Origin of the sequence: Pseudovibrio sp. POLY-S9, assembly GCF_001431305.1 — a bacterium.
Lineage (GTDB): Bacteria > Pseudomonadota > Alphaproteobacteria > Rhizobiales > Stappiaceae > Pseudovibrio.
In genome coordinates, this window is the sequence record NZ_LCWX01000071.1 from 69,048 (window position 1) to 81,482 (window position 12,435).

10 protein-coding genes are annotated in these 12,435 nt (G+C 51.3%); 3 read left to right on the forward strand and 7 right to left on the reverse strand.

Annotated elements, in window-relative coordinates; genetic code table 11:
• Positions 1 to 45: 45 nt before the first annotated feature.
• The gene (locus PPL9_RS33035) at positions 46 to 1,215 is read right to left on the reverse strand and encodes a hypothetical protein (RefSeq protein ID WP_208989174.1); all 1,170 of its coding nucleotides are present in this window, start codon (positions 1,213 to 1,215) and stop codon (positions 46 to 48) included.
• Positions 1,216 to 1,440: 225 nt separating this feature from the next.
• On the opposite strand from PPL9_RS33035, the gene asd reads away from it, so the two are divergent.
• Together asd and PPL9_RS05030 are read left to right on the forward strand one after the other, a co-directional pair.
• Positions 1,441 to 2,334 carry an archaetidylserine decarboxylase gene (gene asd, locus PPL9_RS05025; protein WP_057461627.1) on the forward strand — a complete coding sequence of 298 codons (894 nt, stop codon included), beginning with the start codon at positions 1,441 to 1,443 and terminating at the stop codon, positions 2,332 to 2,334.
• Between the two features lie 91 nt (positions 2,335 to 2,425).
• A complete protein-coding gene (locus PPL9_RS05030; protein ID WP_057461629.1) occupies positions 2,426 to 3,223 on the forward strand; it encodes a phytanoyl-CoA dioxygenase family protein in 798 nt (265 codons plus the stop codon).
• 46 nt (positions 3,224 to 3,269) lie between these two features.
• On the opposite strand, the gene PPL9_RS05035 is transcribed toward PPL9_RS05030, so the two are convergent.
• Both PPL9_RS05035 and PPL9_RS05040 read right to left on the reverse strand, forming a co-directional pair.
• Positions 3,270 to 5,927 carry a hypothetical protein gene (locus PPL9_RS05035; protein WP_057461632.1) on the reverse strand — a complete coding sequence of 886 codons (2,658 nt, stop codon included), beginning with the start codon at positions 5,925 to 5,927 and terminating at the stop codon, positions 3,270 to 3,272.
• A 96-nt stretch (positions 5,928 to 6,023) separates the two neighbouring features.
• Complete coding sequence (locus tag PPL9_RS05040; protein WP_057461634.1) at positions 6,024 to 6,485, reverse strand: hypothetical protein; 462 nt, start codon at positions 6,483 to 6,485, stop codon at positions 6,024 to 6,026.
• A gap of 251 nt (positions 6,486 to 6,736) precedes the next feature.
• Between PPL9_RS05040 and PPL9_RS05045 the strand changes: the two genes are divergently transcribed.
• Positions 6,737 to 8,071 carry an MATE family efflux transporter gene (locus PPL9_RS05045; protein WP_057461636.1) on the forward strand — a complete coding sequence of 445 codons (1,335 nt, stop codon included), beginning with the start codon at positions 6,737 to 6,739 and terminating at the stop codon, positions 8,069 to 8,071.
• 63 nt (positions 8,072 to 8,134) lie between these two features.
• On the opposite strand, the gene PPL9_RS05050 is transcribed toward PPL9_RS05045, so the two are convergent.
• The 4 genes from PPL9_RS05050 to PPL9_RS05065 all read right to left on the reverse strand — a co-directional run bounded on the left by PPL9_RS05050 (position 8,135) and on the right by PPL9_RS05065 (position 12,121).
• A complete protein-coding gene (locus PPL9_RS05050) occupies positions 8,135 to 8,503 on the reverse strand; it encodes a hypothetical protein (protein ID WP_057461638.1) in 369 nt (122 codons plus the stop codon).
• Between the two features lie 150 nt (positions 8,504 to 8,653).
• Positions 8,654 to 9,589 carry an AraC family transcriptional regulator gene (locus tag PPL9_RS05055; protein ID WP_057461640.1) on the reverse strand — a complete coding sequence of 312 codons (936 nt, stop codon included), beginning with the start codon at positions 9,587 to 9,589 and terminating at the stop codon, positions 8,654 to 8,656.
• A 75-nt stretch (positions 9,590 to 9,664) separates the two neighbouring features.
• A complete protein-coding gene (locus PPL9_RS05060) occupies positions 9,665 to 10,933 on the reverse strand; it encodes a glycerate kinase (RefSeq protein ID WP_057461641.1) in 1,269 nt (422 codons plus the stop codon).
• Positions 10,934 to 11,110: 177 nt separating this feature from the next.
• Entirely contained in the window at positions 11,111 to 12,121 is a 1,011-nt protein-coding gene (locus tag PPL9_RS05065) for a proline racemase family protein (protein ID WP_057461642.1), read from the reverse strand.
• Positions 12,122 to 12,435 lie beyond the last annotated feature (314 nt).

Consider the following 12,435-nt stretch of genomic DNA (forward strand, 5'->3'; position numbering starts at 1 on the left):
ATTGATAAGCTGCCTCGAAAGAGGGGAAGTTGACACCGTGGTTCTTTACAATATCCCGTTGACCGTTAAGTCCCTCGACAGTGCTTTCTTGAGCGGTGACTTCACTTGAAAGTCTCTTGAGTTCCTCCTCATCGAAACCTTCCGGTGGAGTGATCTCGATTTCTGAAGTTCAACAACTGCCTGCAACAACACCTGCTGCATCTGCGAAATGAGCTTTTCCGTTTCCTCCAGTGCGTTCTCACAGTCTATGCCGCGGTTGCTAAGGACAGCATCGTTTGCTTTCTTTGCTGCAGCTGCTGCTTCACCATAAACCTTATCAAAGGTATTTTGCTGCTGCGGGCTATTATCCAATGTGACGCGCTGACCAGCCAGATCTCGAATTTCTCGCTGGGCGATCGACACCTTCAGCAAAAGCGCGGTACCAGCAGCATCTGCGTATCGCTTCGCACTGTCCATCGCATCTTTCAGAACAGTGTATCTCTCTTTTGCAACTGAAAGAGTCCTGTCGACCTCTGACACCACATAACCGGAGATCGCTCTGTTCATTTCCGTGAAGTTATCTCGCGCCGCGTCATAAGCCTTATCGACTGCAGACAAGTCCACATTCCAGAGCAAGACAGGCTCGCGCTCTTTGTAGACATCCTCAACGCGCTTTTGTTGCAATGCTGCAGTTTTTTTAAGTTCAACCAACTCCTCAACCGCATTACCGCGCCCTTTTTGATAGGCGGATTGCATTGTCTTCAGGTATTGGTCCGCCTTGTCGGCGTGCGCTTTGATTGCGCCAAGATCCGTGAAACCGTTCTCATCCTCTTTTCCAACCAGATCTTTAGCCAGCTCAATCTGTTCTTCTCCCAGCTCCTTAGCTGCTTCAAAAAGATCCTGACTTTCATCCTCTTCGGTAAACACAGGTTTGCGTTTTCCGGCAACCCTGATGGACTTGGCAGCCTTTCTGAGACGCTTGAAGAGATTGCCGAGTTCCGCATCGTGCGCTTTTTTGCGGGCAGTCAGCTCATCATCTGGTTCCGCATCGGTTTTTTGAGTGACCTCTTCATTGCTCTCAGCCGTTGCATCAAGGGAAATGTCATCAAGCGGGATGTCTTCAAATTCACCCTCCTCAGTGGGATCTCCCTCCACCAACGGGAACTTCCATTGCAAACGCCTGTAGACCTTTTGCGCCCAGTGGTGCTGTTCTGAAGTGAGCTTGTTCTCCGGCATAAGAAACTCCGCAACGAGATGGATTGTTGGTTGTAACTTAGCCTCTGATGTTCTGGATTTGAGGCATAATCGGGCGTTTGGCATGAGATTTGAGCGAACTAGTGAAGATAGAATTGTGACCACTTGCAGATATTGAAATAAAACGAATGGTTACTTGCCGCGCGGCTTGCCTTCTCTGAGTATCTCACCTAGTAAAGCCTCGTAATTTGCGAGCAAGGCTGCCAGATGTCTGAGAAACAACCCATTATCGTTATTGACCGTGAAACCGGTAGAGAGTTTGAAGAAACGGTTCTGGGGGAGAAGTGGATCCGTTGGGCCTATCAGGATTCCAGCTCAAGCCTGATCGAAAAGCTGTTGTTCCGCTCCGCTGCGCTCAGCAAGGCCATGGGCTGGTATTATGACAGCCCGCTTTCCAAAGGCAAAATCCAGAGCGCGATTGATGAGCTGAACATCGACACAGCAGAGTTTGCAGACCCGCAGGAGAGCTTCGCGTCTTTCAACGAGTTCTTCATCCGTCACCTGAAAGAAGGCACACGCCCGTTCGATACTGGCGCAAACACCATCGTCAGCCCGGCGGACGGTCGTGTATTAGTCTTCCCTAAGTTGGATGAAGACACCTTCACCCCAGTGAAAGGCCATCCATTCTCCATCCGCAAAATGCTGCCAGATATCGCAGATCGCTTTATCGGTGGTTCACTGGCAATCGTGCGCCTGTGTCCGGCAGATTATCACCGCTATCACTTCCCTTGTGCGGGCGAAATTGTTGATGCAAGAGACTTTCAGGGTGCCTACCACTCTGTAAACCCGATTGCTCTGGGCGCTGGTCCAGATGTGTTTGGCGAAAACAAATGCAGCTACACACTGTTCAAGACCGAAAATGCGGGCACCATGTGCTACGTGGAAGTCGGCGCGTTTGGTGTCGGTAGCATTGTAAATACAAAGACTTCCGGCCACGTCGCTAAGATGGATGAAAAAGGCTTTTTCAAGTTTGGTGGCTCAACAGTTGTTGTCGTGTTTGAGCCGGGTGCGGTAAACTTCAGCGAAGATCTTGTCGCCAACAGTGCTGCAGGTAAAGAAACTCTGGTTAAAGTCGGTCAGCCCTTCGCAACGGTTGCCTGAGAAAATCTCCAGATCGCCTAGCATAAGTTGTATTTATCCAGCGTGACTCTTCGTCCAGACTGTCGGCTTCGCTAACAGACTGGACGGGACTATGCCATCTTCACTTATCACTCAAGACCATATCGATACCTATCAGCGCGAAGGTGTCGTACTGATCAAGGGCCTCTTTAAGGATCATGTAGATCTGATCAGGGCTGGTATTGAGCGGAACATGGCAGAGCCGGGAGAATATGCAGCAGAAAACCTGAAAGAAGGCGAGGGCGGCCGCTTCTTTGATGACTACTGCAACTGGCAGCGTATTCCTGAGTTTGTCGAGGTGGTGAACAACTCACCAGCGGCAGAAGCAGCAGCAGACCTGATGCAATCCCAAACCGTTCAGATGTTCCACGACCACGTGCTCGTCAAAGAACCGGGAACCTCCAAAGCGACGCCATGGCATCAGGATGGACCCTACTACTTTGTTGAGGGACAGCAAACCGTCAGCTTCTGGTCGCCAATGGACGCGGTAACAGGCGCCACCTTGCGCAGCGTCGCTGGTTCTCATCTTTGGGAAAAGCCCGTGCTGCCAATTCGCTGGCTGTCCGAGCAGAATTTTTATGGTGACAGCGACGAGTACATGCCAATCCCGGACCCGGATGCAGAAGGCATGCCGATCCGCGAATGGGAGATGGAACCGGGTGATGCAGTCGCGTTCAACTACTACACCCTGCACGGCGCACGCGGTAATACCACTGAACAGCGCCGCCGCGCATTTTCACTGCGCCTGCTGGGCGACGATGCCCGCTATATCGAACGTCCGGGCCGTACATCTCCGCCATTCCCGGGTCATGATATGAAGCCTGGGCAAATCCTGCGAGAAGACTGGTTCCCAATCATCTACAAGCGCTGACAATTAAAGGTCAGGAGTGCAGTCAGTTGACCGCACTCCCCAAGCTTTAGCTCCTACCAGCATTCAGAGCGTCCGGCTTGAACTCCAGCACCCAGCACGTTTTCAGATGACCTTTCCGGAAGACGTTTCTGGTTTCGCTGTGATACTGAACCTCACGCAACTCCAGAAAATCTGGCAGCTCATCCTGAGCATGGCTGTTCTTGGCGAGCAGCTCACCCCACTCACGTGCCAGTTTGCTTGGCTTATCGACAATCTCTGCACCCAAGCTGATTTCACCTGTTGGCTTCAGGATCAATTGCGCCCGCGTTTCCGGTTGTAATAAAGCCCGCAAGGAACCTGTCAGCCCCGGAAATTCATCAGGCATCTCCTGAGCTGTTGCGCTTGCTTCCTGCGTTTCCGGATCTTCAACCGTAACTGTTGTGTAATCTGGTTTGGCAAGTTCTGGGGCCGTCTTCTGCTTGACAGAAATCAGATACTCGCTTTTCTTGCCTCCTTCAGGACGCGTGATGGAAACATCAAACAAAGCGACCCAAGGCTGTTCCGAAATCCATTTCTGGATCTTCTTCAGGCTCCCTCCAGATTTTTCAATCCGCGCATGAACGTCATCGCGAACATGCTCCATCAGCTTGTCCAGCGCAAAATGAGCCTTGCCAAAACTCATCAGCAGGCCATTACCTTTTGTGCTCAAGAAGGTGTCCAGACGCTCTCTCATAGAAGAAAGCTCGCCGGATTGCGTGGTTTGACTGTCTTTCAAATCATTCAGATTGACAGTCAGCGATGCGAGGTTTTTGGCAGCAGCTTGCGGCAGCGCTCTCATCTTGCCGATCTCTGACATGGTATGAGAGGTCGGCTTGTATTCAACCACCCAGGCTGGCTCAAGCATATCGTTCTCAATCAGGAAGCCTTCAATCTTGTGATAGCGAACCTGCTTCAGAATGAAGTAGTCTGGCAACATGGCCGAGATGTTATCGCCCCGTTGCTTAGCCGCTACGAGCGTACTGCCCCAAGCCATCGCCAGATCACTTGGCTTTTCAACAATCGGCAGTTCATCGACACCATCCTCTCCAGTCGGCACCAGTTTCAGGGCTTCCAGCATCTCCTTGGAGCGCAGACCATTCAGAACCAGTTGAGGTTTATCGCGCAACTCACTCTTCGTCAGTCCCTGCTGCGGAACCACATCACTGTTGTCGAAGAATGTGCTGTTGCCTACTGTTCTTGGAGCTGGGTCGTGACGCAGCTCCGTTTTGATATCGTAATATCCGCCATCTTTCTGAATGGAAACGGAGATCAGCGCCGCCCACGGCTGCTTAGCGATCCATGCCTCAGTCTTCTTGGCGCTGTGATGGTCCGCCAGATGCTGCTCAGTCAGCTGTGATGCCACCTCACGCAGGCTGGCCAATGCGTACTGCGCCCGGCCATTTTCATGAGAGAGGCTTTCTGTGCTGGAAAGGATCGCATCTCCAAAACTCATGGCAGCCAGCAAATCATTGCTGGCATTCAGCGCTTCGACCAGCTGCTTGGAAGTTGCCATTCGATAAGCAACAACATCTTTCTCGATATCATTCAGATAACGCACATCCTGCTCGGTCACAGCATTTGCTCTGGCAGTATCGACTGCTTCACTCAAGCCCTTGCTAAAAGCATTCTGGCGCAAGAGTGTGTTGACATCGCCAACAACTTCTTTGTTCAGGGCCTTCAAGTTCTGGCTCAGGAACACCAACAGCTCTTTGTGATTACTGGACAAATCCTCTGGTGCAGCCAGTGCTGCGACCTTCAGGAAGGCAAGGAAGCGAGGATCATGAGCGGCATCTTCAAAGATTTGCTTGGCCAACGCACGTGCATCATTGTCCAGCCCGGTTCTGAACTGCATACGCAGATATGTGTCAGCCTTGTCTTGAGCCATACCCAACAGACCTGTGATCAGTCGTTGTTTTTTTGCAGCTTCCGGTCCTTCATGTGCAGTGCCTGTCGGATCATTGATAAAGGCCGTTTTCTTTTCCTGATACGCTTGGAATTGCTGCTCAAGCTCCGGGCTCACCGCCAAATCCAACTCATGCATAGCCAGCATTGCCGGATGTGGTTTTAACTCTAATGGTTCTCTGCGTGGCTGAGGTGCAGATGGTTGCTCAACAGTCTCCAACTTAGGCTGCCCAACAGTTTGTGAGGTGCCGTTGACAGCAGCCGTCTGGCTTCCCTCAGGCTTGGGAGTGTCAACAATAACGTAATCGCTCAGATCAGGATCTGATGTCATGTGATCAAGCGTGTTCGCATGTGCAGTGAGTGGCGATTCTGCTTTGGTCGGAACTGGCTTTGCACTCTGCTGTGAGGATGTCACGGTATTACTTGCACCGTGTCCCATCAACTTCTCTGGAGGTAATCGGTAGCCTTCATAGCGAAGCTTCTTTGCGGCGCGTGACATTCCATCCGTAGGGTTAGATGGCTCACCCTTCGGTTTATGATGCTTGTGATAAGCGAGGGGGCGCAATTGAGGGTCTTTCGCCGTGGCCTTTGCCGGACGGCTGTGCTTTGTAGACTTTCCGTTCAGTTCATCCAGCTGGTCCAGCAAGCGATACACATTCTTTGGCTCGGCATGGCCCAGCTTATGCCCTTTATGAGAACTGGTTGTTTTCTTGGGTGTAGCCCCTTGTTGGTCTGGCTTGACCTGAGGCTGCGAAATTTTTGAATGAATTGGAGAACGACCCATGGGACACCTCATTAATTCCCGGTGTTGGCCTCCATTGTTCAGGAGTGCCGGAACACCAACGTGAAAACAGTAATTTCCATTGATTTGTCAGAGTGATCAGGAACCAATGATCACCATGTCTGAGCCGTACTTGGGCAAAGGCACATGGATTACATCGTCTGCGCTCTCTTCAGCAGAAGGCTGCGCACGCTCCAGTCGTGCGTTTGCATCAAGCAGCAGATCAAACGCCTTGCGCATAAGCTCGACGCCACCACCCGTAGAAACCTCAGTCCAGTGAGAAACGCGCTGTCCGGTGATCGACGCGATGATATGTGGCTGAGTGAATGCGTTGCCGTTGCTTTTCAAAAGCATGAGAGCCTGGTCAGCAGAAAGGTCAACTTTGCGCAGACCACTCGTCAGTGCCATCATGATAAAATCCTCATGATGTTGGCACAAAATCAGATGACTGCGCTCATCGACGCAGAAGAAATAGGCACCATTACACGGCTCTGGCAGGTCCAGATCAAAACTGGACGAAAACGCCCGAACCAACTCAACAAATGCAGTCGTCTCAGCCATGGCATACTCCTCACCATGAGTGGAAGAGATCTTGGAATGAAGATCTCAATGCAGTTGAGATTGGCACTTCTACAGAGGAGCTACTGTGCTGATTGGAACAGTTACTTTCAGAAAATTTAGAAAAACAGAGGCAGGTTGAGAGTTAAGGCGAAATATAGGTTGAATTACTTATTTTCATCTATCGCTCTCATGGGAACGGTGTATGCTGGCTAAGTTAAGTTCCTACCTTTCCTCCGGTAATCCATACTTCGATGATTTCGTTTAAGCATATGTATTTGCGGGCATTACCGCTCTTCCTCACTGGCAGCGCTGCTTTGTTCACCAACTGGACAGACACTTACGTCTCCAGCTATTTCGGTGCACCCGCTGTTGCCGCAGTCGGCATCTGCGGCATGATGTTTTATGTCCTGTTTTCATTCTCCAACGGCTTTTCCATCGCAATCCAATCCTTCACTGCTGGATTTCTGACCAGTCGAGAAAACAATGAAGTGCTGGACGCGTTTGTCGTCTGCCTGATCTTGGGCGTAAGCTTTGGTCTCTTGCTTACAGCAGCTTCAATCTATTTTCTCGAAGACATACTCAGTTTCATGAATCCGGACGCTAAAGTCAGAGAAGCCTCAAGGCGATACCTGGAATTCCTCCTCTATGCGACGCCGTTTTATTATATGTGCGGTGCCTCCCGTGGCCTCCTTATTGCTGTCGGCAAGGCATGGACCGTCTCCTACATCGGCATTGGAACGCAAATTGTGAATGCCGTTGCAACTGTCATACTGGCATTTGGTTGGGCTGGAGCTCCTAAACTGGGAATTTCAGGAGTTGGGTTCGGCACCTTCATCGCATTCGCGCTTGCAGCGGTGTTCTATGTGTCAGCAGCCCTACAAGCGATCTCGCAGCAAAAACTGAGGCTTGGGGTCTTGTCTGTGCCTTTGATCATCGAGATTTTGAGGAAGGCAATCCTGTCAGCCTCTCAAAGCACAATCTACGCTCTTGGGATCTTTTCAAGCTATTGGATTGTCGGGCATCTGAGCGTTCTAGCTCTGGCTGTCTATCAGGTTATCACGCAAGCAACACTCATCCCGATTTATATGGCAAATGCCTTGGGAAGCGTGGCGATCAGTCAGGTAGGTCAGGCAGTTGGGGCTAAAGACCTGTCGAGAGCTCAACAAGTTGGCCTGAAGATGATCTCAGGCGCGGCCTACCCAATTGTCATCTACGCTCTGCTCGTCATGGTGCTCTCTGAGGACGTCCTGACCCTTTTACTGGGAGAAGCATTGGATGAACCACAACTCATTATGGTGTTCACTCTCTCCTGCTTAATCTTACCAATCAACATTGCAGGAGCAGTGATGAACTATGTTCTGCAAGGGGCCCAACTGTTCGGGCGAGCCTGGACGGTCTCAGCAATCACGCAATGGCTTATATTTTTGCCACTGGCCTATGTATTCGGCGTCTCAATGAGTTACGGACTGGCAGGTGTAATCTTTGCGGACTTTATTTATCGCGTTGGCTTGTTCCTGACGCAATACAGTTTCTGGAAAGGCTATTCGGAACCTGCATTGGCAAGAGCTTCAGCAAAAACAGGATAAACCGCAGGCCTCTTTCAGACACCTGCGGTTAATTGGCTGGGCAGGCAGCGGAGGGGCTTCGCCTCAAGCCGTTGCCATCTCAGTCTCTGGTTTGTGCAAGCTCACAACAATCGCAACCGCTAAGCCGTTTGCGAAGTAGTAAGTGGCGTCCAGGCCGGTAAAGCCGAAGAGGAGGGGAGCCAATAGGAAGAGCGCACCAACCGCTCCATCAACGGCCAGATGTAAACTGTAAGGCAGCACACGGAGCACACCGAACTGATGATCTGTCAGAAGCGTCAAGATCAACGCTGCTGTGCCTGTGCCAACAGATAGCCAGAGTGCCAATGGGTTGGCAGCTCCAAGACCAAGAATGAAGGGCAAACCGATCAACGCAAAGGCAACGGGATAATCCAGATAAGCATGGATGCTTTTTGTAACGAAACGGAGGGACATGACAGGGTTCCTTTTTGACTGTGTCGGTCTTTCGTTTTGGGCACAGTCAGATTAGGAGAAGCCCCCGTTTTGCTCAATTTCAGGACGTTCAAAGAAATATGCAGATCGTTCAGAATGGATATCAATATGGAACAATTGAGCTGATTTCTCTCAATGAGATGTGCGATACACTGCAGGTGTTAAACCCACTTCCTTCTTGAAAACCCGCGTAAATGCAGATTCAGAAGCATATCCGGCAAGCGCGGCCACTTCAGATACGCTCATCCGATCATCAACCAAGCCCTGCTGAGCAATCTGCATGCGCCAACTCGTCAGGTATTGCATGGGTGTAAGGCCCATCTTGCTGGAAAACTGCGTCGCAAATCCAGTTCGCGAAAGACCTGCCTCCCGCGCCAAACCCTCTACGCTCCATTCGCGCGCAGGAGCCTTATGAAAGGCTGTCAGCGCTCTACTCAACTGCGGATCAGCAAACCCGGCAAGCCCGAGGTGCTTTTCACCTTCCTGCTCAATGAAACTGCGCAGCGCCTGAGCAAACAAAACCTCAGTCATCTTTAATGCGATCAGGTCACCGCCAAGGCGCGTGCCATGTGTTTCATCTCCGATCAGCCGCAGTGTAGCCTCCATCCAACGCCCAGCAGCTTCCCCATAGTTTGATATATGGATGTAATCAGGCAGCTGATCAAAGATGAGATGGCGAGCATTGCGAGCTAGCGAGATGTGACCACAAATTAATTGCGTCTCACGTTCATCCTGCTCCCCGCCGTAAACCAACACACCTTCACCGTTGTAACCGGAAAGCTCCAGAACACGATCCAGCGGCAGGATGACTTCCTCTTCAGAGCGCCCGCAATAGATGTCATGCGTGGCACCATGAGGAACGATCAGTAAGTCACCTTGAGCGAGCAACACTTTCTTGCCGGTCTCCTTCACCCGCACCATGCAATCTCCTCGGTGGGCAAAGTGAAAGCGAGCTACATTCTCAAAGGAAGGCACGGCAACGCCCCACGGCACCGTAAAGGAGGTGCGGAAGTAAAGCGTGCCTTTGACGGAAAGGCGGGTGAGGATGTCACTGAGCGTATCAAGCATCCAATTACTATGAGGGGTCGTCGTTCATTCGTCCAGAAGCCCGAACGATCTGAGAGATAAAATGAACGCTATGGCCTAAACTGCATCAATAAAGATTGCACGGAAGTCGTTTACGTTTGTCAGAGTAGGGCCGGTGATGACGCTGTCGCCAATTGCTTCAAAGAACCCGTGCCCATCATTGTTTGCAAGAGATAGACGCGGATTGATCTCCTTGCCCCAGGCTCTTTGTAGGGTCGTAGGATCACAGTAAGCTCCTGCAATTTCCTCAATCCCGTCAACGCCGTCTGTATCTCCAGCAAGCGCGTAGACACCCTGCTGGCCATCTAAAGCAACCGCCAGTGAAAGAAGGAACTCCGCATTCCGTCCGCCACGACCATTGCCTCTGATTGTCACAGTCGTCTCACCACCGGAAAGCAACACGCATGGCGCTTTGAATGGCTGCCCATGAGAAGCAACTTGCTTGGCAATCCCGGCCATCACAACACCTACATCTGTGGCCTCGCCCTCAATGCTGTCACCCAATATGTACGCTGGAATACCTTGCTTCTCGGCAATAGATGCAGCTGCTTCCAGCGCCAATTGTGGCGCAGCGATCATATGTGCCTCGATAGGACTGAGGCGTGGGTCGCTTTCATCAGGCGTTTCACCAGCACCGTCCTCCAGAATCTCCAGTGCTCTTGTAGGAAGCTGGATCTTATACCGCTCCACAATTGCCAGAGCATCGGCACAGGTGGTCGGGTCAGCAACCGTTGGGCCTGATGCAATGTTAATCGGATCATCACCTGGAACGTCGGAGATCAGTAGATTAATCACTTTAGCAGGATGGCACGCAGCAGCCAGACGTCCCCCCTTAATCTGCGAGAGATGTCGCCGCACACAGTTCATCTCGCTGATCGTAGCGCCACACCGCAGCAGCTCTTTATTGATGCACTGCTTGTCTTCCAACGAAAGTCCGTCAAACGGCAAAGGCAGGAGTGAGGAACCGCCGCCTGAAATGAGACAGAGTACTGTATCCTCAGCGGAAAGATTGGAAACAAGCTCCAACATGCGCCTAGCTCCAGCCAATCCTGCTTCATCAGGCACTGGATGCGCAGCTTCAATAATCTCGATGGATTTGCAAGGAACGTTGTATCCATAACGTGTGATTACCAGACCACTGAGGTGGCCTTCCCAGTTATCTTCCACGGCCCGCGCCATGGCTGCGGAGGCTTTTCCCGCACCAATAACGATGAGCCGCCCTTTGGGCGTGTCAGGCAAAAATTTCGGGATGCGCTTTTCCGGTTGAGCGGACTCAATGGCCGCATGAAACAGGTCACTCAGAAAACGCTTAGGATCAACTGCCATTGCTGATCACCCCCGATTGCTACCGAAAAGTTTCGGTTATCTTTTTGAATTTCTTCGTATTTTCTAGCTTTAACCCGCAGGCTTTTCCAGCAAAAACCTACAGGCTCCGCTCTCTGATGAGAAAGCGGAGCCTGTCACTTTTCGAAACTTGATCGAAACCTGAAAAACTACAGAGAGTTATCTCAGTAGGAAGCCGTTACCAACAGGATCATCGTTTTCCCGCCAGAAGGTTGCTTCTCCGCTGTAATGTGCTTTACCTGCTACCTGCGCGATGATCGCATCATGTGGTCCGCATTTGGCATCCGCGAAATAAGTGCCTTCAAAGCTTGTTGCAATCAGGCTCTCAAATCGCCGCGTCTGCCCTTTGCTAATCAGACCCTTAGCGGCTTGTGCAGCCAATCGTGCGGTTACACCGGACCCGGTTGGGCTGCGGTCTACCTGGCTGTCAGCAAACACGCAGATGTTCGCAGTTGGGTCAGCGCTGTAAGCGTCATTTCCATCTGTCAGGATAGTTCCATACAGGAATGCAAGATCAGCATCATCCGGATGCTGAAGCGTCACTGCGGCACGAATAGCATTGCTAACGGCGTTTGCAGCATCAACCAGATCACGTGTTCGGGATTTCTGTACATCCAAGCCAAACGCAGAAGCTGGCGCCAGACCATAAAATGCGCCTCCATAGGAGACATCGACGGTCAGCTCACCCAGGCCTTTCACATCAACCGTCACGTCGCGGGAATGAAGGAATGCTGGCACGGAATGGAAGGAGACTGCACCAGGAATACCGTTATCGACCTCGACGGAAGCAACAACCAACCCACAAGGACATTCGATGCGCACTTCAGTGATGGGTGACTTGGCCTCAACCAACCCGTGATCAATTGCGTATCGCCCCAGAGCGATCACCGCATGACCACACATGGTGCTGTAACCTTCATTGTGAATGAAGAGCACTCCAAAATGAGCATCCGGGTGAGACGGTTCAACGAGGATCGCGCCGTACATATCGAAATGACCACGAGGCTCAAACATCAAAAAATGCCGGAGGTGGTCAAGGTTATCTCGTGCATAGCGACGCTTTGCTAAAATGGTGTCGCCGGGGATCTCCGGATAGCCGTCGGTTACAATACGAAGCGGCTCGCCGCCTGTATGCATGTCGACAACACTTATTTTCTGTTGCTTATCCATGTTCTCCCCCAGAACTAGTCGGAATGCCTTATTTCCGAACTGTTTGTCTTAGCATAGAGCTCCTTCAGCGCTTTCCATTTAATTAGTTGCAATTGATCGGAAAAATGCGCTCAAGCAAAACGAGCCCCTTCATAACCTGTACGGAGGGGCGGCTCAATATACTGTGAAATATTACTGCTCAAGTGATTTGGAGTTTTTCTTAAGATGCTCGTGGCTCTTGGTGTTTATGGCGGCTTGTTTGCGTTTTCATTTCTAGCTGCCACGTTAGCTCCGGGCTCATCAGAGGCAGTCCTCAGCGGCTTGTTACTAGCGGG

Coding starts and splice junctions, on each gene's coding strand:
- PPL9_RS33035 (WP_208989174.1), bottom strand. CDS start 1,215: ATGCCGGAGAACAAGCTCACTTCAGAACAGCACCACTGGGCGCAAAAG.
- asd (WP_057461627.1), top strand. CDS start 1,441: ATGTCTGAGAAACAACCCATTATCGTTATTGACCGTGAAACCGGTAGA.
- PPL9_RS05030 (WP_057461629.1), top strand. CDS start 2,426: ATGCCATCTTCACTTATCACTCAAGACCATATCGATACCTATCAGCGC.
- PPL9_RS05035 (WP_057461632.1), bottom strand. CDS start 5,927: ATGGGTCGTTCTCCAATTCATTCAAAAATTTCGCAGCCTCAGGTCAAG.
- PPL9_RS05040 (WP_057461634.1), bottom strand. CDS start 6,485: ATGGCTGAGACGACTGCATTTGTTGAGTTGGTTCGGGCGTTTTCGTCC.
- PPL9_RS05045 (WP_057461636.1), top strand. CDS start 6,737: ATGATTTCGTTTAAGCATATGTATTTGCGGGCATTACCGCTCTTCCTC.
- PPL9_RS05050 (WP_057461638.1), bottom strand. CDS start 8,503: ATGTCCCTCCGTTTCGTTACAAAAAGCATCCATGCTTATCTGGATTAT.
- PPL9_RS05055 (WP_057461640.1), bottom strand. CDS start 9,589: ATGCTTGATACGCTCAGTGACATCCTCACCCGCCTTTCCGTCAAAGGC.
- PPL9_RS05060 (WP_057461641.1), bottom strand. CDS start 10,933: ATGGCAGTTGATCCTAAGCGTTTTCTGAGTGACCTGTTTCATGCGGCC.
- PPL9_RS05065 (WP_057461642.1), bottom strand. CDS start 12,121: ATGGATAAGCAACAGAAAATAAGTGTTGTCGACATGCATACAGGCGGC.